22 protein-coding genes and 3 tRNA genes are annotated in these 23,307 nt (G+C 66.2%); 14 read left to right on the forward strand and 11 right to left on the reverse strand.

What is annotated here, in order from left to right; genetic code table 11:
- Positions 1–6: 6 nt before the first annotated feature.
- The 3 genes from AC6IY7_RS17045 to AC6IY7_RS17055 form a co-directional block, all read right to left on the reverse strand.
- Positions 7–909, reverse strand: coding sequence for a metallophosphoesterase (locus AC6IY7_RS17045; protein ID WP_497782870.1), 903 nt, complete (start codon positions 907–909; stop codon positions 7–9).
- A 114-nt stretch (positions 910–1,023) separates the two neighbouring features.
- On the reverse strand, positions 1,024–1,491 hold the full coding sequence (locus AC6IY7_RS17050) for a hypothetical protein (RefSeq protein ID WP_497780598.1): 468 nt from the start codon (positions 1,489–1,491) through the stop codon (positions 1,024–1,026).
- Between the two features lie 132 nt (positions 1,492–1,623).
- Positions 1,624–3,063: an aspartate aminotransferase family protein gene (locus AC6IY7_RS17055; protein ID WP_497780599.1), complete on the reverse strand. Its 1,440-nt coding sequence runs from the start codon at positions 3,061–3,063 to the stop codon at positions 1,624–1,626.
- A gap of 537 nt (positions 3,064–3,600) precedes the next feature.
- Between AC6IY7_RS17055 and AC6IY7_RS17060 the strand changes: the two genes are divergently transcribed.
- The 6 genes from AC6IY7_RS17060 (at position 3,601) to AC6IY7_RS17085 (ending at position 5,709) form a co-directional block, all read left to right on the forward strand.
- Positions 3,601–4,188 carry a cold-shock protein gene (locus tag AC6IY7_RS17060; RefSeq protein ID WP_497780600.1) on the forward strand — a complete coding sequence of 196 codons (588 nt, stop codon included), beginning with the start codon at positions 3,601–3,603 and terminating at the stop codon, positions 4,186–4,188.
- Between the two features lie 254 nt (positions 4,189–4,442).
- Positions 4,443–4,823 carry a DUF192 domain-containing protein gene (locus tag AC6IY7_RS17065; protein WP_497780601.1) on the forward strand — a complete coding sequence of 127 codons (381 nt, stop codon included), beginning with the start codon at positions 4,443–4,445 and terminating at the stop codon, positions 4,821–4,823.
- Positions 4,824–4,916: 93 nt separating this feature from the next.
- A tRNA-Pro gene (locus tag AC6IY7_RS17070) sits at positions 4,917–4,993 on the forward strand.
- Positions 4,994–5,068: 75 nt separating this feature from the next.
- Positions 5,069–5,380 (forward strand): ETC complex I subunit, encoded by a 312-nt coding sequence (locus AC6IY7_RS17075; RefSeq protein ID WP_497780602.1) that lies wholly within the window; start codon positions 5,069–5,071, stop codon positions 5,378–5,380.
- 19 nt (positions 5,381–5,399) lie between these two features.
- Positions 5,400–5,476 (forward strand) — tRNA-Arg (locus tag AC6IY7_RS17080).
- A gap of 156 nt (positions 5,477–5,632) precedes the next feature.
- Positions 5,633–5,709 (forward strand) — tRNA-Arg (locus AC6IY7_RS17085).
- Between the two features lie 236 nt (positions 5,710–5,945).
- Here the strand turns inward: AC6IY7_RS17085 and AC6IY7_RS17090 are convergent.
- Together AC6IY7_RS17090 and metC are read right to left on the reverse strand one after the other, a co-directional pair.
- Positions 5,946–6,155 (reverse strand): hypothetical protein, encoded by a 210-nt coding sequence (locus AC6IY7_RS17090; RefSeq protein ID WP_497780603.1) that lies wholly within the window; start codon positions 6,153–6,155, stop codon positions 5,946–5,948.
- A 175-nt stretch (positions 6,156–6,330) separates the two neighbouring features.
- Entirely contained in the window at positions 6,331–7,527 is a 1,197-nt protein-coding gene (metC, locus tag AC6IY7_RS17095) for a cystathionine beta-lyase (RefSeq protein WP_497780604.1), read from the reverse strand.
- Between the two features lie 166 nt (positions 7,528–7,693).
- On the opposite strand from metC, the gene AC6IY7_RS17100 reads away from it, so the two are divergent.
- Positions 7,694–8,713 carry an amino acid ABC transporter substrate-binding protein gene (locus AC6IY7_RS17100; RefSeq protein ID WP_497780605.1) on the forward strand — a complete coding sequence of 340 codons (1,020 nt, stop codon included), beginning with the start codon at positions 7,694–7,696 and terminating at the stop codon, positions 8,711–8,713.
- 67 nt (positions 8,714–8,780) lie between these two features.
- Here AC6IY7_RS17100 and AC6IY7_RS17105 read toward each other — a convergent pair whose 3' ends face one another.
- Complete coding sequence (locus tag AC6IY7_RS17105; protein WP_497780606.1) at positions 8,781–9,335, reverse strand: DUF2478 domain-containing protein; 555 nt, start codon at positions 9,333–9,335, stop codon at positions 8,781–8,783.
- Between the two features lie 229 nt (positions 9,336–9,564).
- Here AC6IY7_RS17105 and AC6IY7_RS17110 point away from each other — a divergent pair, with 229 nt between their 5' ends.
- Positions 9,565–10,215, forward strand: a complete 651-nt coding sequence (locus AC6IY7_RS17110; protein ID WP_497782871.1) for a VWA domain-containing protein — start codon at positions 9,565–9,567, stop codon at positions 10,213–10,215.
- 12 nt (positions 10,216–10,227) lie between these two features.
- Positions 10,228–10,953 (forward strand): DnaJ domain-containing protein, encoded by a 726-nt coding sequence (locus AC6IY7_RS17115; RefSeq protein WP_497780607.1) that lies wholly within the window; start codon positions 10,228–10,230, stop codon positions 10,951–10,953.
- 56 nt (positions 10,954–11,009) lie between these two features.
- Here the strand turns inward: AC6IY7_RS17115 and AC6IY7_RS17120 are convergent, their stop codons facing one another.
- On the reverse strand, positions 11,010–12,698 hold the full coding sequence (locus tag AC6IY7_RS17120) for an SPOR domain-containing protein (protein ID WP_497780608.1): 1,689 nt from the start codon (positions 12,696–12,698) through the stop codon (positions 11,010–11,012).
- Positions 12,699–12,965: 267 nt separating this feature from the next.
- On the opposite strand from AC6IY7_RS17120, the gene AC6IY7_RS17125 reads away from it, so the two are divergent.
- From AC6IY7_RS17125 to lipA, 4 genes are all read left to right on the forward strand, one after another.
- The gene (locus AC6IY7_RS17125) at positions 12,966–13,307 is read left to right on the forward strand and encodes a phasin family protein (RefSeq protein WP_497780609.1); all 342 of its coding nucleotides are present in this window, start codon (positions 12,966–12,968) and stop codon (positions 13,305–13,307) included.
- A gap of 212 nt (positions 13,308–13,519) precedes the next feature.
- Entirely contained in the window at positions 13,520–16,987 is a 3,468-nt protein-coding gene (gene dnaE / locus AC6IY7_RS17130) for a DNA polymerase III subunit alpha (RefSeq protein ID WP_497780610.1), read from the forward strand.
- 230 nt (positions 16,988–17,217) lie between these two features.
- The gene (locus AC6IY7_RS17135) at positions 17,218–17,568 is read left to right on the forward strand and encodes a GlsB/YeaQ/YmgE family stress response membrane protein (RefSeq protein WP_497780611.1); all 351 of its coding nucleotides are present in this window, start codon (positions 17,218–17,220) and stop codon (positions 17,566–17,568) included.
- A complete protein-coding gene (gene lipA / locus AC6IY7_RS17140) occupies positions 17,565–18,539 on the forward strand; it encodes a lipoyl synthase (RefSeq protein WP_497780612.1) in 975 nt (324 codons plus the stop codon). The genes AC6IY7_RS17135 and lipA overlap by 4 nt, the downstream gene beginning before the upstream one ends.
- On the opposite strand, the gene AC6IY7_RS17145 is transcribed toward lipA, so the two are convergent.
- Positions 18,466–18,870 carry a DUF488 domain-containing protein gene (locus tag AC6IY7_RS17145; RefSeq protein ID WP_497780613.1) on the reverse strand — a complete coding sequence of 135 codons (405 nt, stop codon included), beginning with the start codon at positions 18,868–18,870 and terminating at the stop codon, positions 18,466–18,468. The two genes, lipA and AC6IY7_RS17145, sit on opposite strands and share 74 nt — an antisense overlap.
- A gap of 114 nt (positions 18,871–18,984) precedes the next feature.
- On the opposite strand from AC6IY7_RS17145, the gene AC6IY7_RS17150 reads away from it, so the two are divergent.
- Positions 18,985–19,455 carry a type II toxin-antitoxin system RatA family toxin gene (locus AC6IY7_RS17150; RefSeq protein WP_497780614.1) on the forward strand — a complete coding sequence of 157 codons (471 nt, stop codon included), beginning with the start codon at positions 18,985–18,987 and terminating at the stop codon, positions 19,453–19,455.
- Here AC6IY7_RS17150 and AC6IY7_RS17155 read toward each other — a convergent pair.
- The 3 genes from AC6IY7_RS17155 to AC6IY7_RS17165 all read right to left on the reverse strand — a co-directional run bounded on the left by AC6IY7_RS17155 (position 19,440) and on the right by AC6IY7_RS17165 (position 23,194).
- Entirely contained in the window at positions 19,440–19,940 is a 501-nt protein-coding gene (locus AC6IY7_RS17155) for a CinA family protein (protein WP_497780615.1), read from the reverse strand. The genes AC6IY7_RS17150 and AC6IY7_RS17155 overlap by 16 nt on opposite strands.
- Before the next feature lie 71 nt (positions 19,941–20,011).
- Entirely contained in the window at positions 20,012–21,856 is a 1,845-nt protein-coding gene (locus AC6IY7_RS17160; RefSeq protein WP_497780616.1) for a methyl-accepting chemotaxis protein, read from the reverse strand.
- A gap of 129 nt (positions 21,857–21,985) precedes the next feature.
- Positions 21,986–23,194: a bifunctional 2-C-methyl-D-erythritol 4-phosphate cytidylyltransferase/2-C-methyl-D-erythritol 2,4-cyclodiphosphate synthase gene (locus AC6IY7_RS17165; RefSeq protein ID WP_497780617.1), complete on the reverse strand. Its 1,209-nt coding sequence runs from the start codon at positions 23,192–23,194 to the stop codon at positions 21,986–21,988.
- Positions 23,195–23,307: the final 113 nt, after the last annotated feature.

Raw genomic sequence — 23,307 nt, forward strand, 5'->3', positions numbered from 1 at the left:
GGCGCGTCACGCCGCCGGCGCTTCGACACGAATGTGAAGCACTTCCGGCGGCGCGCCGAAGCGCACCGGAAGGCCCGTGCATCCCAATCCGCCGGAGACGATGAGATGCTTCTCGTCCTCGACGATATGTCCATAGACATAGCGATTGCCGAAGCGCGAGGGCACGATCGGCGCCCAGCCGAAGAGCCGCACCTGTCCGCCATGCGTATGTCCGCAGAGCGTCAGAGCGACGCGCTCCGGCACATCGGGAAAAATGTCGGGCTCATGCGCCAATAGAATCACCGGATCATCGGTGGTGACGGCGGCGAGCGTCGCCGGCAGATCGTGGAGCCCCTTCCATCTGCGTCGTCCGACGGAAATCGCATATTGGTCCGCGAGGCCGGCGAGCCAGAGGGCGCGGCCGTCGTGCGCTAGACGCACGGTCGCATTCTCATAGACGGGAATCCCATTGTCCTCGAGCGCGCTGCGCGCGATCGTTTCGCCGCCGCCGTGACGCTGAACCTTGCGATCGTCCCACATGTCGTGATTGCCGAGGATCGCATGCACGCCGAGCGGAGCTCTGAGGCGCGAGAGCGCGCGCGCCCATTGCGTCGCCGGGATCGGCGTGGCGAAATGATGCAGCGCTGCGACATAGTCGCCGAGCAGCACGATGACGTCGGGCTTCAGCGCATTCATCCGATCGACAATGGCGTCGATGCGCTCGATCGACATCCAGGGATCGCAGGCGTGAAGATCGGAGAGCGCGGCGATCTCCAAAGCGAAGCCCTTCGGCCAGTTGCGCGGCGCGACGCGATAGCGGGCGACGCCCGGCGCCTGCAGCGGCCCATAGCCGAAAGCATAGGCCGCTCCCGCGAAGGCGGAAGCCGCGCCGGCGAGCGCGCCCCGCAGAAAGGCGCGCCGGGTCAGCATGGTCATGGCGTCTCCCTTATGGCGTCATTCCGGCCGCGAACAGACGCATGACGTCAAAGCCGATCAATGCGTCCGTTTCGCGAAGCTTCGCACGAAAGCCAGGGGAGATTCCGCTCATCTCGCCGCAGGGAAGGGGCCTTCATCGAGATAATAGCCATAGACCGGCGCAGGCCTCGGCGGAATCGGATCGGCCGCCGTATAGGCGCCGGGGCGATAGGCGCGGTCGTAAGGATTGCTCTGCGGATAATAGGCCGGCTCGATATAGGGCGCGGGCGCGAATTCATTCGTGCGATAGCGCGTTCTGATCGGCTGCGGCCACACCGCCGCATCTTCCGACGCGACGCGGTCATAGCGCTGCGGCGCCATTGCGGCGCGGACATAGGTCGGCTCCGGCTCCCGCCAGCGGCGCGGCGAATGGGCCGGGCGAATCGGCCGGACATTTACGGCGACTCGGGGGGAAAAATCATCGGGGCCGAGCCCGCGAATGACGACCGGCCCTCGCGCGCCGGCGAGGGACGGGGAGGGAAGCCCGGCGAGCGCGGCCAGCAAGGCCGCTGACAGAATCGTCGCACTGATACGCATATTCGACGCCTTTCGTCTCGAAGCAGAGCGCGGCAGGGCGGAAATTTGCGCCGACGTGTCAAATCGGCGCGGCTCCCTGTCGCGCGCCTGCCAGGAGCAAGGCGCGTTCCCAATTCGGTTAACCTTGGCGTGTCAGCCGAGCTTGGCCTTCAGAGCATGGCCGGCGAGCGTCTTGCCGAGCGACCAGACCGCGCCAGGCGCGTGATGCGCCTCGGCGATGACCTTGTCGAACGAGCGCTCGATCCAATCGCAATCGAAATCGTCGATGGTGAGCGGCGGCAGCAGCTTGATGGTGTGATTGCCATGGCCGGCGACTTGCGTCAGCACCTTGTGCTGCTCGAACAGCGGAATGCTGATGAGCTGGCAGAACAGGCCCGAATTCACCGTCTCGAGCAGGTTCCACGCGGCTTTCAGCTTCAGCGAGCGCGGCTCGCCGAATTCGATTCCGATCATCAGCCCTTTGCCGCGCACATCCGCGACGAGCTCGTAGCGTTCGGCCATGACGCGGAAGGCTGCGAGCAGACGCTCGCCCTTCGCGGCGGAGTTCTCGACGAGCTTCTCATTCGCGATGACCTCGAGCGTCGCGAGGCCAGCGGCCATTGCGAGATCATTCTTGCCGAAGGTGGAGCCATGCACGACCGCGCGATCCATGCGGTCGAACATTTTGTCGAAGATCCATTTGCGCGTCAGCACCGCGCCGACCGGCACATGGCCGCCCGACAGCGCCTTGGCGACGAGCAGGAGATCGGGCTCGACGCCATAATGCTCTATGGCGAAGAATTTTCCGGTGCGGCCGAGGCCGGTCTGAATCTCGTCGGCGACGAGCAGCGTCCCATATTTACGGCAGAGCGCCGCAGCCTGCGCGAGATAGTCCGGCGCCGGCATGTTCACGCCCTTGCCCTGAATGGGCTCGACGAAGAAGGCGGCGACGTCGCGATGGCGCAGCGCTTCCTCGAGCGCGGCGAGATCGTCGAAGGGAATCTCACGCGTATTCGGCAGCAGCGGGCCGAAGCCCTTTTTGAAAATCTCGTCGCCATTGAGCGACAGCGCGCCATAGGTGAGTCCGTGAAAGGAATGCGCGCAATGCAATATGCCCGCGCGGCCCGTCGCCGCGCGCGAAAATTTGATCGCCGCCTCGACGGCTTCCGTGCCGGAATTGGCGAAGAAGACTTTCTCCATATAAGGCGCGAAGGAGAGCAGCCGCTCGGCGAGCAGCGCCGCGGGCACCGACACATCGAGCTGCACGAGATTGGGCAGCTCGGCGCCGAGCACGCTCATCAGCGCCGCGCGCAGCGCAGGATGATTGCGGCCGACCGCGAACACGCCCCAGCCGCTCAGCAGGTCGAGATAGCGCGCGCCCTTGCGGTCATAGAGATATTGGCCGACGCCGCGCACGAATCCGACGTCATAACCGATCGTTTTCAGCACCCGCACCCACATCTCGTTGAGATGCTGCGAGTGCAGCGCGAAACGCTCGCTCTCCCGCTCGGCGTAGAGTGAGGCGACATCGAAGTTCGGGGCGCCGCCGTCCTGCGCCAGATCGCGATCGTCTCGCGGCGTAATGAAAGTCATGCGTTCAGCGTCCGTGTCCTTTGGCGGCGTGCGATCTTCTCGCGGGAATTGCGGCCGGTCAACCGCGCCACCAATCGCGGCGGCGGCGCACTATGTCGCGGCTTCGCGCGGACCGCAACATACAGACGAGCATATTGCTTCGCGCCGCTCTGTCCAGCCCGATCGCCCGACCGAACGGGCCCGCGCGGCCCGCGCCGTCCCGCCTTTCGTCGCTCTGGCGCCGAATCGCGCCGCTTTCATGGCGAAAATCGGCGCCGCGCAAGCGCGCGCGAGCCGGCCGCTCGTCTCTCGCAAAGCTGCGGCGGCTCGCCGAAGGCGCTCGTACGGTATTTCGCGTAACTCTTGCCGAGACCGCGGAACGCCAAGCATTTTCGGGCTTTGTATCCACAGCGAAGGTGCGCGAGACAAAAAAGTCGGTTGGAGGAAAGCGTGGCGATGATATCTTAACCACAGTGATTCACGGGCGAGCGTCGCGATTCGAGTCTTCGAGGGCGAGCGGAGCGCATTCGTTCCGAATCGGCAGGGGGAGTTGGTCTGTTGGGCGCAAAAATTTCATTCCAGAATGAGTTGAGCGCGTCGACCATCAATATCGAAAACGGCGAAGCCGGGCTCGATCTCGTCGAAGTGTCAGGGACCATCAAATGGTTCGACGTTTCGAAGGGATACGGATTCGTCGTTCCCGATGATGGCGGCGCGGATATTCTCTTGCATGTGACGATCCTTCGTCGTTCCGGATTTCAATCGGCCTATGAAGGCGCGCGCGTCGTCTGCGAGGCGCAGAGGCGCGTCAAGGGAATGCAGGTGTTCCGCGTCACCGGCATGGACGAGTCGACCGCCATTCATCCCTCGCAGAACGGCATTGCGCGCACGCATGTCCAAGTGACGCCGTCGAGCGGCTATGAGATCGCCATCGTCAAATGGTTCAACCGGGTGAAAGGCTTCGGCTTCCTGACCCGCGGCGAGGGCACCGACGACATCTTCCTGCATATGGAGACTGTGCGCCGCTTCGGACTCGCCGAGCTGAAGCCCGGCGACAGCGTGCTGGTGCGCTATGGCGATGGCCCCAAGGGCCTGATGGCGACCGAGGTGCGGCCGCTCGAATCGGCGCTGCCGGCCTCCCATTAGAGCCGAGCGAGACGCGCGCTTCGGCGCCGCTTTGTATTTCCCGACCGCAATGGCAGAATGCTTGTCGAACGCGAGCGTTTCGACAATATCGTCGTGCGCTCCGCGGTCGGGTCGCGGCGAGGGCGAAAATGTCGAGTGAGTTGTCACGGAGAGTTTCGAGCGTCGTCGCGACGCTTCTCGTCCTGCTCCTTTGCGCCTCGGTCGTTCCCGGCTGCGCGAAGGACGCCGGATCGTCGCCGCCACAGGCGATGAAAATGGTTGTCGAACCGCTCGAGATCGTCACGACGACGGGCGCGCATCGGCTGCGCGTCGAGGTGGCGCGCACGTCGGACCAGCGCGAGAGGGGCTTGATGTTCCGCCCGTCGCTGCCTGCCGACGGCGGCATGTTGTTCGATTTCCACGAGGAGCGGCCTGTCGCCATGTGGATGAAGAACACGCCGCTCTCGCTCGACATGGTCTTCGTCTCGCGCGCCGGAAAGGTCGTTTCCGTGGCGCTCGGCGCGGAGCCCTATTCGGAACGGGTGATCTCCTCCGGCGGGCCGGCGCTCGCCGTCATAGAGCTGTCCGCCGGCGCGGCGCAACGGCTGTCGATCGCCGTCGGCGACACGGTCAGACATCCGATTTTCGAGAGGTAGCACGCCTCGCTCGCGTGCTCGCGCTTGTGAGCGGCGCGCCCTCGTGCTAGCGAGGCGTTCGGCGGAAATGGGCTCCGCGGCCTATTCGCGAGACGGGGTATGGCGCAGCCTGGTAGCGCGGAAGTTTTGGGTACTTCAGGTCGCAGGTTCGAATCCTGCTGCCCCGACCATTAGCGCGGAGCCTCCGCCACAGCGCCGCTTTTTCGTTTCTGGCTGGCGCCGAGCCAGCTCTTGCCGAGGCCGATATGACCGCACGCATTCACCGCCCGTCCCCCAGCGCGACGCAATCCGGTCCGGGACCGGCCAAGGCCTGGGTGCTCGAATTCGAGAACGAGACCCCGCGTGAGCTCGATCCGCTGATGGGATGGACGGGCACGTCGGACGCCAAGGCGCAGATCAGGCTGCGCTTCGCCACCAAGGAGGAGGCGATCGCCTATGCCGAGCGCAAGGCGCTCGTCTATCGCGTCGAGGAGCCCCGGCCTGGCTCGCCGTCGCGCCGTATCATCTCCTACGCCGATAATTTCAAGACGCAGCGCGTCGGCCAGTGGACGCACTGACGACCGCAGCCGCCGTCACGACCCCGTAGCTCAGCCGGATAGAGCAACCGCCTTCTAAGCGGTAGGTCGCTGGTTCGAATCCAGCCGGGGTCGCCATGCGGTCGACGACCGGAGGGACGTTCATCGCCTCCGAGTTCGCTTTCGGTTGCCGCATCGAAACGCGGAAACTCTTCGGAGGATATGCACGCCGGGCGTGCGCGCCGACACCGCGACCGAGACGTCGCCGAGCGAACATGTTAGGTTGCGAGGATCGACTCCGTAGCTCAGCTGGATAGAGCAACTGCCTTCGAAGCAGTAGGTCGTAGGTTCGAATCCTACCGGGGTCGCCAGCAAAAAATTCTCATCCGATCCTCCGATTCAGATTAGCGCGACGCAGCGGCTTCGACCGTGGCGGCGCCGCGACAGTCGGGCGAATTCGTTGCTCGGCGCGGCCGCGTGGCGCATTTCCGCCTTGACGGTCGTGGCTTCGCCTGTCTCCCATGCGGCCATGGCTTCGTCTCGGGCGCATATCGGCCGCGCCGGCGTCTCGCGCTTCCTTCGGCATCGAAGCCGATCGGGATGGGCTTCAGTTGGTCAGGCTCGCCTCCGGGAACCGCGCCAGAAACGCCCGCAGAACCACGATCTGATCCGCGGCGCGGCGCTTCAGGCCGAGGTCGAGAAAACCGTCGAGGTCCGCGACGATCAGGTCGCGCACCACGGCAGGCCCATGGCCGAGCCCGAGAAGATAGGAGGCGAGCAGCGCTTCGTGCTGCGCCGAAGGCCGCACTCCCGACATGACCTCGTTCGAAGTGGGCGCCAGATCTAGAACCCTGCCGTGCCCGCGATACATGAAACCACTCCCCTCGAGTCCGCCTCCCCGCGACATTCCGTCGCGCCTCCGAACCTGATTAAGCGCTTTCGCCGATAGGCGAAATCGGTGGCATCTACGTATCCCGAGAAAGGGTCGAAATTCACCCTTTCCGCGCGGCGTCGCGCAGGCGCGCGAAGCCGGCGTCGAGATCCTCCTTCAGATCGTCGATATCCTCGAGCCCGATCGAGAGCCGTATCGCCGGGCCTCCCGGCGCCCACTCGGTCGCCGTGCGATAGGAGGCGCAGTCGAAAGGCAGCGCCAGGCTCTCGAAGCCGCCCCAGGAATAGCCGAGGCCGAACAGCTCCAGCCCGTCGAGCATGGCGGCGACGGCGGCCGGCGGGACCGGCTTCAGAATAAACGAGAACAATCCCGTCGAGCCGAGAAAATCCCGCTTCCACAATGCGTGGTCGGGATGGCTCTCGAAAGCGGGATGGATCACATCGGCGACCTCTGGGCGGGCGGCGAGCCAGCGGGCGATGTCGAGGCCGGCGCGCTCGGCCTCGCGCAGGCGCAATTCCATCGTGCGCATGCCGCGCAAAGCGAGGAACACGTCCTCGGGACCCGGGCACATGGCGAAAGCATTATAGGTGGCGCGCAGGCGCTTGGCCCATTTGTCATTCGCCGAGACGAGGCCGAGCAGAAGATCGGAATGGCCGGCGAGATATTTGGTGCCGGCCTCGATCGCGAGATCGGCGCCGCGCTCATGCGGCGGGAAGAACAGCGGCGTCGCCCATGTGTTGTCGAGGATGACGCAGACGCCTTTCGCATGCGCGACTTCGGCGATGGCGGGGATGTCCTGCACCTCGAGCGTCTGCGAGCCGGGCGACTCGGTCAAAACGGCTGTCGTGTTCGGCCGCATCAGCGCGGCGACGCCGGCGCCGATGCGCGGATCGTAATAAGTGGTCTCGACGCCGAGGCGCTTCAGCACGCTGTCGCAGAACATGCGCGCCGGCAGATAGCAGGAATCGGTGACGAGCAGATGGTCGCCCGCCTTCAGCGCGGTCAGCAGCGCGAGGGTGATGGCCGCGAGGCCGGAGGGGACGGCGACCGCATCCGCCGCGCCGGCGATGTCGATCCAGGCCTCCTCCAGCGCATGCGTCGTCGGCGTGCCCTTGGTGGCGTAGGTATAGGCGCCGCGATTGGCGAGCAGGGACGCCGTATCGGGAAACAGCACGGTGGAGCCGCGATAGATCGGCGTGTTCACGAAGCCGAATTGCTGCGACGGCTCGCGCCCGGCATGGGCGAGGCGGGTGCGGCTTTTCTTTTTTCGCCCAGATTGTCCTCTAGTCTCGCTCATGTCTCGTCCATTGGCCTTTCGTCGAACGGATTTGCGGCGGCCTGTTCCGCGCCGCAGTATAGACTGTTTCGACGCGCGCGGCGCCAATGGCCGGGACATGGGCGATCACGGGGAATTTGTCCAATGATCGCTCGAGACCTCGCAAGCCGATAACCCCGGGTCGGATATGATCTCTCTCCTGTTCCGCCGCACCATCCTCGCCGTGAGCGCCCTGCTGCTCGCCGCCGTCGCCGCCCAAGCCTCGACGCTCGAGCAGGCGCAAAAGCGCGGCTTTCTGATCTGTGGCGCGAGCAATGGCCTGCCTGGCTTCGCGCGCCAGGACGAGGCGGGTCGCTGGAGCGGATTCGACGTCGATTTCTGCCGCGCGCTCGCGGCCGCCATTTTCGACGATCCGGAAAAAATGCGCTTCGTGACGCTCTCGGCCAAGGATCGCGTGAAGGCGCTGCAATCGGGCACGGTCGATCTCCTGGCGCGCGGCGCCGCCTGGACCTTGTCGCGCGATGCGGGGCAGGGGCTCTCTTACGCCGCGATCACTTTCTTCGATGGGCAGGGATTTCTCGCGCGCAAAAAATCCGTCGCTTCGCTACGCGATCTCGGCGGGCTTTCGGTCTGCGTGCAGCAGGGCACGCCCTTCGAGCTCGATCTCGTCGATTCTCGCCGCGACGGCGCCAAGCCGATGGAGCCCAAGCTGTTCCCGACATTCGAGGACGCGGCCAAGGCCTATTCGGACGGCAAATGCGAGGCGCTGACCGCAGATCTCTCGACGCTCGCCGCCGAGCGGCAAAAGCTCGCGGCCCCAGCCGATCACGCGGTTCTTCCCGAGCTCATCGACAAGGAGCCGCTCGGCCCGATCGTGCGGCAAGCCGACGACCAATGGTTCGACATCGTCCGCTGGACGCATTTCGCCATGGTCGACGCCGAGGAGCTCGGCGTGAGCTCCGCCAATGCGGACGAGCAACTCAAATCGGCCGACCCGCGTGTGCGGCGTCTGCTCGGCGTCGACGGCGGGCGCGTCGAAGGGCTCGGGCTCGAGGCGGATTGGGTCTATCGCATCGTCAAACATGTCGGCAATTACGGCGAGGTCTTCGAGCGCAATCTCGGGCAGGGCTCGCCCATCGGCCTCGATCGGCGTCTCAACGCGCTCTGGACCAAGGGCGGGCTGATGTATGCGCCGCCGGTGCGGTGAGCGAAAACAAGGGTCCGTCTCGTTCTTCCTGCGCGCGTCATCGCCGCCGTTCGACGGATCACTCCGCTCACTCCGCGCGCGTGAGTCGAGCCCTTTGCGCGCGCTCCCACCAGGCGGAGAGCGCGTCGAGATCATGAGTCAGAAACTCCGCCAGCGGCCCGGCGAATGCGCGCCACTCCTCCAGATAATGCGGCGAGACGGCCGTCACCACCGGAACCTTGGCCACCATAGCCGCGCGGAAAGCGTCGGCGAGGCCGCCGCGGGACGCCTCCTGCTTGCTGAATTTGCTGATCACCACGAGATCGACGCCATCAGTGACGCGTCTCTCGATCGCGGCGCAGGCGAGCGCCAATTCGCTCGAGTCGAGATTGCAGGCGACCGAGCCCGCGCCCAGATCCTGCGAGATCGCATAGAGCGCGCCGTCCGTCACATCGCGCAGCACGATGCGGCTGCGGCCGGTCGCCTCGTCGATGATGCGCGCCTGGGTGACGCCGGCGACCCGCGCTCCGCTCTCGGAAAGCCGCCGCGCGAAATCGGCGATGAGCGCTTGCGCCTGCGCGCTGGGCTCGCCGGGAAGGGCGGCGATCGGCGCCGAACGTGGCAAGGGGGCGTAAAGGGTCATTTCGCTTTTCTCGTCAGCGCTGAATGGCGCGATTTCTGTCGCGGCGGCCGGCGGACTCGCCTATCCTCGGGCGATCGGCGGCGGCCGGCCCTCGTTCGGCGAGGCTCGCGCCTCTTGTCATTCCGGGGCGGCGCCCGATCTGATATAAACAGTCAGGGACGCGACGTGAACAGCCGTGAGCGATGAACGAGGCAATGCGCCGCTTTCCCGCTCCGCTCGCGCGGAGGCGGTGGAGGCGTTCATTCGGGAGGCGCGGCGCGTCAGCGCGTCGGCCGAGCGGGGCCGGCTGATCTTCGCGCTCGACGCCACCATGAGCCGCCAGCCCACATGGGACCTCGCGCAATCGCTGCAGGGACGCATGTTCGAGACGACGGCCGCGCTCGGCGGGCTCGACGTCCAGCTCGTGTTCTTTCGCGGCTTCGGCGAATGCCGCGCTTCGGATTTCGTCGGCGGCGGGCAGGGGCTCGCGGCGTTGATGGCGAAAATCTCCTGCCGCGGCGGCCGCACGCAGATCGCCAAGGTGTTTCGCCATGCGCTCGAGGAGACGGGCGCGCGCCGTGTCGGCGCCTTGGTCTTCGTCGGCGACGCGATGGAAGAAAAGGCGGATGAATTATGCGAGCTCGCCGGCCGTCTCGGCCTGCTCGGCGTCAAGGCTTTCATGTTCCATGAGGGCGGCGACGCGGAAGCCGGCTCCGCCTTTCGCGAGATCGCACGGCTGACCGGCGGCGCCTATGCGGCTTTCGACGCTTCGGCGCCCCGCCGTCTCGCCGAGCTTCTGTCTGCCGCCGCCGCTTATGCCGCGGGCGGGCTGGCCGAGCTCGAGCGCCGCGCTACAAAAGGCGAAGACGCCGCCCGCCTTCTTTTGTCACAGATGGGGTGAGGAGCCCGCTTCATGCCCGTTCTGATCGGATTTCTCGCATTGGTCCTGGCGCTCTACGGATTGCGCATGTTCACGCGCGCCTCGCCCGCGGCGATGGCGCGCATGATCCGCAAGGGCGGCGGCGCGGCCACGATCGCGCTCGGCCTGTTCTTCATCCTGCGCGGGCGCATCGACATCGGCCTGCTGCTGGCCTCGGCCGGCATGTGGCTCTATGGCGCCTTCTCGCGCGGAGTGAAGCGCTTCGGTCATGCGAGCGCGGGCGGCGGCGTGTCGCGCGTGCGCTCCGCCATGATCGAGATGGAGCTCGATCATGCGAGCGGCGCCGTTCGCGGCACGATCCTCGCCGGAAAAGACGAGGGCAAGCGTCTGGATGCGCTCACGCGAACGGCGGTGATGGAACTCTACCGCCATTGCCGCGGCGTCGATCCGGAAGGGGCGCGTCTCTTAGAGGTGTATCTGGACCGCCGGTTTGCCGGCTGGCGTCAGACAGGAGACGGTCGACGCGACGCGGGGGGCTCCGATGCGGGCGGCGTCGGACCAGGCCGCCGCGGCGGCACGATTTCGGAAGATGAGGCCTATGAAATTCTGGGCCTCAAAAAGGGAGCGGCGCGCCAGGACATTGCGCGGGCGCACCGCGATCTGATGAAGAAGCTTCATCCGGACCATGGCGGGACGACTGATCTCGCGGCCCGGGTGAACGAAGCCAAAGATGTCCTCATGCGTCGTCATCATCATTGAAGCTCGGCCTTGTTCGCTCGACGCTCGTCGCTTTTTCAAAATTATAGGGCGCTCGATCAATTCTTCGTCGCGAAACAGGAGAAACCGGAGCGCTTGAGGGCGCGACAGGCGGTCTCCGCGCTTTTCTCCTCGAGCCCGGCGAAGCGGGCGCGGTAGAGCGTTTCTCTTCCCCTCTGAACCTTCTCGGTGAAGGCCTTGGCGGTGGCCGGCACGCCCTTGGCGCGGGCGCGCGAGAGCAGCTGCTGCGCCTTTTCGGCGTCGTCGGTGGCGCCGATCTGAATCATCCAGCCCGAATGAATCGGCCGCGCCTCGGCCTTGGACAACTCGCCGCGGTCGCTGCGGGCGACCAATGTGCGATCCGTCTCCGGCGCGCGCGGCGGCAGCGCGGCGGGCGTCACGGCGGCGATCTTCGTCCCATGTCCGGCCTTGGCCGCGGTGGAGCCGTCCGCCGTCGCGGCGCGGATGCTGTCATGACGCATGGTCTCGGCCAGGCGACGCGAGCCGCGCTCGGGCGCCGCTTCGGTCGCCTGATGGCCGCCGGCGACGAAGGCCGGACGAATCTTGTCGGCGCGCTCGGGCGTCGGAATCGAGAGAACGGGCGCCGCGGAGGCGAGCGCCAGCGGCGCAAGGGCGCGGGGAGCCTGAGCGCGAGGAGCCTGAGCAGGGGGAGCCGAGACCGCGGCCGCGACGACCGGCGTCTCCTCTTTGTCCTCATCCGCCGCCTCGGCCCGGGCGACCGGCGCGGGCTCGCCCTCGGTGATCGCGCGCGCGGTGCGGACCGCCGCGCCATCGTCTATGTGCTCGGCGATGAGGCCGGCCATCACGCGGTCGCGGGCGGCGGCGGTGCGCCCGCCCATGACGACCGCGACGATATGATGGCCGTCGCGCCGCACCGAGGTCAGCAAATTGAAGCCGGAGGCGTGGGTATAGCCGGTCTTGATGCCGTCGACGCCGCGGATCTGGCCGAGCAGATGATTGTGATTGCGGTGCGACTGGCCGCGCCAGACGAAGGCGCTGGTCGAGAAATAGCGATAGTAGCGCGGAAAGCGATCCTGGATCGCGCGGCCGAGCACGGAGAGATCATGCGCCGTGGTGATCTGCTCGTCATTGGGCAGGCCGGAGGCGTTGGCGTAATGGGTGCGCGTCATGCCGAGCTGATGCGCCTTGCGGGTCATCATCTCGGCGAAGGTCTCCTCGTCGCCGGCGATGTTCTCGGCGATCGCCGCGGCGATGTCATTGGCCGATTTGGTGACGACCGCCTTGATAGCGCTGTCGACGTCGATCGTCTGGCCGGGCGTGAGGCCGAGCTTGGTCGGCGCCTGCGACGCCGCATGGGCCGAGATGACGAGCGGCGAGTCGAGCCGCAGCCTTCCCTTCTCGAGCTGTTCGAACAGGAGATAGAGCGTCATCACCTTGGTGACGGAGGCGGGGTGGCGCAGCTCGTGCTCATTGCGCCCATAGAGCATGCGCCCGCTATTGGCGTCGATGACGATCGCCGCGAAGGCCGGCCCGCCGCCGCCCTCGGAATGGCCGCGCCGCGCCGCATGGACGAGATGCGCGCCGCCGCGGCGATGATGCGCCGCATGATGGATGAAGGCGTGACGCGCGTGATAGCCGCGGCCGGAATAATGATGGCGCCTCGCCTCCGCGGGAAAGGCGAATAGCGCCGATAAGACAGCCACTGCCGCCAGCGCCGCCACCCACTTCCAACGCTCGAGCCCTCCGGCGACGCCACGCTTCGTCATCTATCCTGATCCCGTTCCACTTGTCCCATCATGCGCGTTCGGCGGCCCGGTCAGCCTGAGCGTTGCCGAAAAGTCACATGATTACAATCTTACCCATCCGAGGTTACCCCCTGGTTAAGGCAAAAGCCGTTCGGCATTGTGGTTTTGCATCGCAACATTCTTATTGACTTCGATTGTGCAATGCATATAAGTTTCGGTCGTCAACTGAGCGCATGGAGTCCGCCAAGGGGCGAAGGCCGAAACGCGCTCTATACGAGGACGAGACCGATGGTTGCCACTTTCGAAAACGTTCAGCAGATTGGCAAGGAGCAATTCGAAGCGGTGTCCGCGGCGGCGGCCGCCCTCACCAAGGGCTGGCAGACCATTGCGGCGGAGACGACCGACTATTCGAAGAAATCCTTCGAAAAGAGCCGTCTCCTCGCTGAAAAGCTGATTGGCGTCAAGAAGATCGACGAAGCCATCCAATTGCAGTCGGATTACGCCAAGGGCGCGTACGAGGATTTCCTCGCCGAGGCGACCAAGCTCGGCGAGCTCTATTCCAGCCTCGCCAAGGAAGCCTTCAAGCCGGTCGAAGTCGCGGCGACGAAAGTCTATTCCGCGGGCGAGTGAGCCGCCGGCTCGACGCGTCCTCGACACTCGTCTCGGAAAAGCCGGTCGGATCGTTCCGCCCGGCTTTTCGTTTGTTCGGGCCTGTGGCGCCGCGGTAGAATCGCGAAGCCTGTGCGTAAAATCCACAGGCGGAGACGAGCGCGTTGCGAATCCCGAGGTTGCGGCGCGATATGGCCGCCAGGGATTGGAGGCGCGTCCGAGGAGGCTGCCAAATGAGCGCGATCGACGAGGTCGGCTTCGTTCATCTGCATGTCCATACCGCCTTCTCGCTGCGCGAAGGCGCGCTGACGCTCACGCGGCTCATCGATCTGGCCCAGAAGGACCAGATGCCGGCCCTCGCCGTCACCGATACGGATAATCTCTTCGGCGCGCTGGAGTTTTCGGAAAAGGCCGCCAAGGCCGGCGTCCAGCCGATCCCCGGCGTGCAGCTCACTGTCGATTTCGGCGATGGGACGCAGAGCGCCTTGGGAGCCACGGATGGCCGCGGCCATATCGTGCTCGTCGCGCAGTCGGAGCGCGGCTACGCCAGTCTGATGCGGCTCGCCTCGCGCGCCTATCTCGAGCCGGCGCAGGGCGAGGCCTCCCATATCTCGCTGGCGAGCCTCGCCGAGAACAGCGAAGGGCTGATCGCGCTCACCGGCGGCTCGGAGGGTGGGATCGACGCTCTCTTCGCCAAGGGCCGGTCGGAGCAGGCGCTCGCCCGGCTCGAGGCTCTGCTGCCGCTGTTCGACGGCCGGCTCTATGTGGAGATCCAGCGCCACGGCCTCGAGCAGCAGCGCCGCGTCGAGCCGCAATTGCTCGATCTCGCCTATCGGCGCGGTCTGCCTCTCGTCGCGACCAATGAGCCCTTCTTCGCCGCCTCGGAGGATTTCGAGGCGCATGACGCGCTGCTCTGCATCGCCGAGGGTACGGTGACCAGCGTCGCCGAGCGCCGGCGGCTCTCGCCGCAGCATTATTTCAAGACCCGCCGCGAGATGCGCGAGCTCTTCGCCGATCTGCGCGAGGCGACCGACTCCACAGTGGAGATCGCGCGGCGCGTGTCCTTCCGACCGCTCACGCGCAAGCCGATCATGCCGCGCTTCATGCTGGACGGAGAAGGGGAAGGCGAAGCGCTCGAGGATATAGAGGCGCGGGAATTGCGCCGTCAGGCCAAGGAGGGACTGGAGGCGCGCCTCGTCGCCCAGCCGCCGGCGGAGGGCCAGACGCGCGACGCCTATGACGCGCGCCTCGAATTCGAGCTCGACGTCATCGAGAAAATGCGCTTCCCGGGCTACTTCCTGATCGTGTCGGACTTCATCAAATATGCGAAATCGCAAGGGATTCCGGTGGGGCCGGGGCGCGGCTCGGGCGCCGGCTCGCTGGTCGCCTATGCGCTGACCATCACCGATCTCGATCCTCTGCGCTTCGGCCTCTTCTTCGAGCGCTTCCTGAATCCGGAACGCATGTCCATGCCGGATTTCGACGTGGACTTCTGCCAGACCCGGCGCGGCGAGGTCATCGACTATGTCCGCGAGCGCTACGGCGCGGAAAAGGTCGCGCAGATCATCACCTTCGGCTCCTTCCTGGCCCGCGGCGTGCTGCGCAGCGTCGGCCGCGTGCTGGAAATGCCGCTGGGGCAGGTGGATAAGCTCGCCAAGCTGGTCCCGCAGAATCCGGCCAAGCCGGTGACGCTGGCGGAGGCCGTCTCCGGTGAGCAGAAGCTGCGCGAGGCGATTGCCGAGGATGGCAAGGTCGCGCGCCTGTTCAAGATCGCCGGCGCGCTCGAGGGGCTCTATTCCAACGCCTCGACCCATGCAGCCGGCGTCGTCATCGGCGACCGTCCGCTCGACTCGCTCGTGCCGCTCTATCGCGACCCGAAGTCCGACATGCCGGCGACCCAGTTCAATATGAAATGGGTGGAGCCGGCCGGCCTCATCAAATTCGACTTCCTCGGCCTCAAGACGCTGACCGTGCTGGCGACTGCCGTCGATCTGGTGCGCCGACGCGCGCCCGATTTCGATCTCGCCGCCATTCCGCTCGATGATTCCGAAACCTATGAGATGCTCGGACGTGGCGAGACGGTGGGCGTGTTCCAGCTGGAAAGCGCTGGCATGCGCAAGGCGCTGGTCGAGATGCACGCCGACCATTTCGAGGACATTATCGCCCTCGTCGCGCTCTACCGGCCAGGCCCCATGGCCAATATACCGACCTATTGCGCCGTGAAGCTCGGCGACGAGGAACCGGACTATATCCACCCCAAGATCGAGCACATCCTAAAGGAGACATTCGGCGTCATCATCTACCAGGAGCAGGTGATGCAGATCGCGCAGGTCCTGTCCGGCTATTCGCTGGGCGAGGCCGATCTGCTGCGCCGCGCCATGGGCAAGAAGATCAAGGCGGAGATGGACGCGCAGCGCGAACGCTTCGTCAGCGGCGCGTTGGAAAGGGGCCTCGAGCCGGCCAAGGCGAGCGAAATCTTCGATCTTCTGGCGAAATTCGCCGATTACGGCTTCAACAAGAGCCATGCGGCGGCCTATGCGCTCATCGCCTATCAGACGGCCTGGTTCAAAGCGCATTATCCGGTCGAGTTCCTCGCCGCCTCCATGACGCTGGACAAGGGCAACACCGACAAGCTGGCCGAATTCCGCAATGAGGCGCGGCGTCTTGGCATCGCCGTCGAGCCGCCGTCCATTCGCCGCTCGGGCGTCGATTTCGACGTCGCTCCCGGCGTCGATGGCGCGCTCGCGATCCGCTACGCGCTCTCCGCCGTGAAGGGCGTCGGCGACGGGCAGGCGGAGTCGATCGTGCGCTTGCGCGGCGAAAAACCCTTCCGCAGCCTCTCGGATTTCGCCCGCAGGATCAATCCGCGCGAGGTCAATAAGAAGGTTTTGGAGAATCTCGCCTGCTGCGGCGCCTTCGACGAGCTGGACGCCGACCGCGCTCGCGTCGTCGGCGCGATCGAGACGATCCTCGCCTGCGCCAATCGTTGCGCCGAGGATCGGCAGGCCGGCCAGAATGCGCTGTTCGGCGGCGCCGAGGCGGAGGAGGAGATCGTCCTGCCCAAGTCGCAGCCCTGGACCGCCTCGGAAAAGCTGAAGCGCGAATTCGACGCCGCCGGTTTCTTCCTCTCCGGCCATCCGCTCGACGCCTATGCGGGCGTGCTCGGTCGGCTGCGGCTCACGCGCTGGGCGGAGTTCACCGCGGCTGTGAAGCGCGGAGCGACCGCCGCGCGGCTCGCCGCCGTCGTGCTCGACCGCGCCGAGCGGCGGACCAAATCGGGCTCGAAAATGGGCGTGGTCCAGCTCTCGGACGACAGCGGGCAATATGAGGCGATCCTGTTCCAGGAGGGGCTCAATCAATATCGCGACCTGCTCGAGAAGGGCGCGACGGTGCTGGTGACGCTCTCCGCCGCGCTCGAGGGCGAGGATGTGCGGGCGCGCATCACCGAGGTGCAGCCGCTCGCCGCCGCGGCGGCGCGGGCGCAAAAAGGGCTGCGCATCTTCCTGCAGGACGCCGCGCCGCTCGATGCGCTGAAGTCGCGGCTGACGACGCGAGGCGAAGGCGAGGTGTCGATCGTGGTGGCGCTCGAGCGTATGGCCAGCGAGGTGGAGATCAAACTGCCGGGCGGCTATTCCGTCTCGGCCGATGTCGCCGGGGCGCTGAAGACGATCCCCGGCGTCCTCGCCGTGGAGCATGTCTGAGGCCGCGCTCGGGCGCGCAAGCGCTTGGCGTTCTACTTTAAGTGCTTATCCTTAAGTATTGAAAATCATATAGAAGACTTTTCGCCTGAGACTTCACTTCGACATCTCTTTTCGTGGCCTGCCTTTTCGTGTCTTGCGACGCTGCGCCACTTCTGGCGCGCGGACGGCGCGCCTATCTTAGAATGCATTCGCCGCGCGGGGCGGCGCTCGCTTCGATCGAGGAGGCGGGAATGAATGAGGCGATCGGTTTTCTCGGAAGGCCAGACGTGGGCTTCCTCCCTCTTGTCGTCATCGGCGCTCTTTCCGGCTGGCTCGTCGGCGTGTTCCTGTGGGCGTCGGACACTCTCTTCGCCGATATGGCGGTGGGCGTCGCCGGAGCTTGGCTCGGCGCGCAATTCGCCGATCTCTGCGGGCTCGCCGTCCCGGGCTCGATCGGCCATTTCCTCGCCGGCCTGCTCGGGTCCATAATCATCGTCTCGCTCTGGGCCCGAGTCGATGGCGAAGGCCATCTCGTCGGCGCGTCGAACCGCATCCCCGCGCGCCCGTCTCGCCGAGCGAAAGACGTTAGGCAAAAGCTATGACCGTCCTTCTCGATCTCCTCAATGACGACCCGCGCAAGCGCGACGCGGCCGCTCCGCGCCATCCCGAAAAGGCGCATCGGCCGGACACGCCGGTCGCGCGCAAGCCGGACTGGATCCGCGTCAAGGCGCCGGGCTCGGCGGCCTGGCGCGAGACCGGGGAGATATTGCGCGGCGGCGGACTCTCGACCGTCTGCCAGGAGGCCTCCTGTCCGAATATCGGCGAGTGCTGGGAGAAAAAGCACGCGACCTTCCTCGTCATGGGGTCGGTCTGCACGCGCGCCTGCGCCTTCTGCAATGTGGCCACCGGCCTGCCGACGGCGCTCGACCCGACCGAGCCGGAGAGGGTCGCGGAGGCGACCGCCAAGCTCGGCCTCTCCCATGTCGTCGTCACCTCGGTCGACCGCGACGATCTCGACGACGGCGGCGCGGGGCATATAGGCGAGACGATCCGGGCCATACGCGCCGCTTGTCCGACGACGACGATCGAGGTGCTGACCCCGGACTTTCTGCGCAAGGACGGCGCGCTGGAAGAAGTCGTCGCCGCGCGGCCGGATGTGTTCAACCATAATCTCGAGACCGTGCCCTCGCTCTATGTGACGGTGCGGCCGGGCGCCCGCTATTTCCACTCGTTGCGCCTGTTGCAGCGGGTCAAGGAGCTCGATTCCACGATCTTCACCAAATCCGGCCTGATGGTCGGGCTCGGCGAGGGCCGGAACGAAATTCTCCAGGTGATGGATGATCTGCGCGTGGCCGATGTGGATTTCCTCACCATCGGCCAATATCTCCAGCCGACCCGCAAGCATCACGAGGTCGCCCGCTTCGTGACGCCGCAGGAGTTCGAGGCCTTCGCGACGATCGCCTACGCCAAGGGTTTTTCGATGGTCTCCGCCTCGCCGCTCACCCGCTCCTCGCACCATGCGGGCGCGGATTTCGAGAGGTTGCGGGCAAAACGGCTCGGCGCGCCTCGATAATCTCCTTCAGCGCGGCGGCGTTGTTCATCGCCGGCGCGCGCGAGGCGAAGACCAGCGTCACCACGCGGTCGCGGCCGAGCGCGCGCAGACGCTTCAGCTCCTCCGGGCAGGCCTCGCGCAGCTCCCGCGCGTAGCGGGCCTTGAACTCCCGCCAGCGCTGCGGGGAATGCGCATACCAGCGCCGCAGCGCGTCGCTCGGCGCGACGCGGCGATCCCATTCGTCCAGCTCGGCTTTCGCTTTGGCGAGGCCGCGGGGCCACAGGCGATCGACGAGGATGCGCTTGCCGTCCTCGGCGGCCGCCGGCTCATAGGCGCGCTTGATCTTGAACATGCTTTTCCTCAGGGTCGAAGCCCCCGGGGAGCGACATAGGGCGCGAGGCGCTCGCGTCGCGCGGGCGAAAAGGCGGTTTTCCCGACTTCCGCAATAGTGGTAATAGCTTCGCCCATGAAGAGCTTCCGCAACCGCCGCCGCGTGAACTTCCGCGCCGACGACATGTTCGCCCTGGTCCGGGACGTCGAATCCTATCCGAAATTCGTGCCCCTCTGCGAGGCGCTGCGCGTGCGTCGCCGCAGCACGACGGAGGACGGCGTGGAGGTGATTCTCGCGGAGATGCAGGTGGGGTTCAAGGCGGTCTGCGAGCGCTTCACCAGCCGCGTCACCTGCGATCCGAACAAGCGCGAGATCCTCGTCGAATATGTCGACGGCCCGTTCAAGAAGCTCGAGAACCGCTGGACCTTCGCCGACGAAGTCTCGGGGCCGGACGGCGCGCCGCGCTCGGTCGTCGACTTCTTCATCGATTACGAGTTCCGCAGCCGCACGCTCGGGCTCGTCATGGGGGCGATGTTCGACTCCGCCTTCCACAAATATTCCGACGCCTTCGTCAAGCGCGCCGGCGAGGTCTATGGCCGCCGCTGAGCGGCCTCGATCATCAGCTCCAGAGCTTGGCGGACCGAGGCTTCCCTTATCGCTTCGCGCGTTTCCGGGCCGAAGCGGCGCTCCACATGCTCCACGCCGAAGCCTTTGCGCAGGCAGGCGAAATGGACGAGCCCCACGGGCTTTTCCGCGCTGCCGCCGCCGGGGCCGGCTATGCCGGTGATGGAGACCGCTATATCGGTGAAGGAACGCTCCACCGCGCCGCTCGCCATGGCCCGCGCCGTCTCGGCGCTGACCGCGCCATAGCGCTCGAGGATATCGTGCGGGACGCCGAGCATCTCCTCCTTGGCGGCGTTGGAATAGGTGACGAAGCCGCGGTCGAAAGCGTCGGAGGAGCCGGCAATCTCGGTGATCGCTCCGGCGACGAGCCCGCCGGTGCAGGATTCCGCCGTCGCAAGGCGGAGAGTCTGCCCGCGACAGAGGTCGAGCAGACGTTCGGCGAGGACGACAATATCGGGGGCGGGCATGGCGTCCATCGATCTCGGAGCGGGTCTTCTGGAAGCATAGTGCGGCTCCGCGAGCCGTCAAAGCGCGGCCTTTATGCAGCGCGTGCGGGGCGCGCTTCGGTGATCTGCAATCGCTGGACCTGCTCGATCAGCTCTTGCGTGCGATCCGCTAATGCCGCGCTGACGCTGGAGGATTGGGCGGCCATTTGGGCGTTCTCGCGCGTCGCCTGGTCGATACGCCCGATCGTCGCGCAAATGTCGCCAAGACTGGTCGATTGCTCCTTGGCCGCGGCGGTGATCTCGGCGACCAGCACATTGGTCGCCGCCGTCAGCTCGACGAGCCCCGTCAGCGTGCCGCTCGTCTCCTTGACCAGAGCGACGCCGCGTTCGACCTGCGTCTGCGAATTGGAAACCAGCCGACGGATCGCCTTGGCCGCTTCCAGCGCACGCTGGGCGAGCGCGCGCACTTCGCAGGCGACGACCGCAAAGCCGCGGCCCGCCTCGCCGCTGCGCGCCGCCTCGACGCCGGCGTTCAAGGCCAAAAGATTGGTCTGAAAGGCAATTTCGTCGATGAGATCGACGATTTGACCAATCTGGCCGGAGGAGGTTTCGATGGCGTTCATCGCCGCGATCGTCTCCTGCAGCACGCGCCCGCCTGCTTGCGCGCCGTCGCTCGCGCGGGTCACGAGATCGCGCGCTTCGGCGGTGGTCTCGGCGGTCCGCCTGATCGCATTGGACGAGTGGCCGAGGTCGGCGGCGGCCTTCTCGAGGTCCAGCGCCTGCTTTTCGCTGCGCTCGGCGAGATGATCCGCCACGCGGGCCCCTTCCATCGTCCGGTCGAGAACGGCCTTGGAGTTCTTCGCCACGGCGGTCATGGCGCGCCGCAGCTTTTCGACGGCCTGATTGAAGTCGGCGCGCAGCGGCTCGTATTGCGGCGCGAAGGGTTTTTCGAGCCGGGATGTGAAGTCGCCGCCGGAGAGCCTCTCGAGCCCATGCGCCAAAGTGGCGACGACTTGCGCCTGCTCATCGGCCGCGCGGCGGCGCTCTGCGTCGCTCGCTTCGCGCAGCTCGGCCGCCAAACGACGTTGCGCCTCGGCCTCACGCTCGAGCCGGCGCTTTTCCTGCGCCGCCGCCTCGAAAGCGCGCAGCGCCCGCGCCATATCGCCGATCTCGTCGCGCTGCTCGACGAAGGGAATATGCTCGTCGAACTCGTCTTCGGAGGCGCGCTTCAAGGCCAAGGCGATCGTCGAGAGCGGTCTGCGGATCTGCGTGGCGACGATCCAGAGCGCGACGATTATGGCGAGCGCCGTCGCAATGGTCGGGACGGTCAGCGTCAACGCCTCGTCGCGGCGCCGGCGAACGTCCTCCGCGCGACGTTCGGTCGAGAGCCGCTCGAGCGTCTCGCGCACGAAGGCGTCCATTTCCGAGATCATGCGCTCGCGATTGGCGATCGTCGCCTCGTCATTGGCCTGAACCAGAGCAGCCTTGGGGGAGATCGTCAGGCCGAACTCGATCGTATCGTTCTGATAGGCGATGAATTCGCTTATCGCGAGCGAGAGCCTCGTCTTCTGCTGCTCCGACATGCGATCGCCGGCGCGAGGCAAGAGCGCGTCGGTCGATTCGCGCAGCCGCTCGAGCGCCTGTCGCAAGATCACCAGCTTTCGCTGGATGTCGTTCTTGTCGTCCGACGAAAACACCGCATTGGCGAGGATCGCCACATGCTGCACGGATTGAGCGAGGCCGCGCACCTCCAGGACGAAGTCATAGGCCGCCTCGATCTCATCCGTATGCCGCGCGTGGAGACGCGACTGCCAGAAGGCGAAAACGGAGAGGCAGAGGGCGAGAGCCCCGAGCAGCGCGACGACGCCGCCGAGTTTGCGTGCAATGCTCGATTTCATCTGATCGAAAGCCGTGAGGAGGAAGCGACGCGCGACCATGCAGAGGCTCGCGTTTCGAAACGGCTAACGTCGCAGTCGATAAGGCATTATTTTTTATGACATATTTGTGAATGGCCGGTGGCCGCGGGCGGACCAGACCGCCAGCGGACCCACTTTTTTAAATTGTGCTCAGGGCGCGAGCGCCGGCAGCCGCACCGTCGCCAACGCCAGCGCCGCCATGCCCTCCTGCCGGCCGGTGAAGCCTAGGCGCTCGGAGGTCGTCGCCTTCACCGCCACCCGGCCGATATCGATTTCCATGATTTTCGCGAGGCTCTCGCGAATGGCGTCGCGGTGCGGCCCGATCTTGGGCGCCTCGCAGACGATGGTGGCGTCGACATGGGCGATGATCCCGCCGCGCTGGCGCACGCGCTTGGCCGCGAAGGCCAAGAAGATGGAGGAGGGCGCGCCCTTCCATTGTTGGTCCGAAGGCGGGAAATGTTTGCCGATATCGCCATCGGCGAGCGCGCCGAGCAGCGCGTCGGTGATGGCGTGGGCGAGCACATCGGCGTCGGAATGGCCGGCGAGGCCGTGGGTATGCGGCACGGAGACGCCGCCGAGCCAGACCTCGGTTCCGGGGCCGAAGGCGTGGACGTCATAGCCCTGGCCGGTGCGAATGTCCGAGAGATCGCCGAGCAGCCTGTCTTGCGCGCGCAAAAAATCCTCCGGCGTGGTGAGCTTGAAATTGTCCGCGTCGCCCGCAAACACATGGACCTTGTGGCCGGCGGCCTCGGCGACCATGCCGTCGTCGGTGAGCTCGGCGCCGCCGCGCCCCGCGACGAGCCGATGCGCTTCGAGGATCAGCGGAAAGGTGAAAGATTGCGGCGTCTGCACGAAGCGCAGGCCGGCGCGGTCGGGCGTCGCGATCACGACGCCCTCCGCGTCGATCTGCTTCACCGTGTCGGCGAGCGGCAGGCCGGGCACGGCCGCGCCATGGGCGCGCGCCGCCTCGATCGCCCGGCCGATGAGCGCCGCATCGGCGAAGGGCCGCGCGGCGTCCTGGATCAGCACGATCTCCGGGGCGGGGGAGAGGGCCGCCAGCGCCTCGAGGCCATTGCGCACGCTCAGCTGCCGCGTCGCGCCGCCGATCGCGGGCTCCCGCAGCCGCGCCCGCGCGCTCTCCGAGAGTTCCGCCACGCTGGCGCGATAGAGCGCGGCGTCGTCGGCGTGGATCGCGACGATGAGCGTAGCCGAAGGCGCAGCCTGATGCATGGCCTCAAGCGTGCGCGCCAGCACAGACTTGCCGAGAAGCGCACGATATTGTTTTGGAAGGCCGTCGCCCGCACGCACGCCGCGGCCGCCGGCGACGGTGAGGATCGCAATGGTCGAGGAAGAGCTCATAGACGGTTCCTCTCCCGCTTTTTCGACTTCGCGTCAATTTTCACGAATCTCGGGGATGTACTCATTGCGTACGTATGGCCCTCTGCATATAGTGTAGGCACGATGACAACTGA

The organism is Methylosinus sp. is20ea, assembly GCF_059718135.1.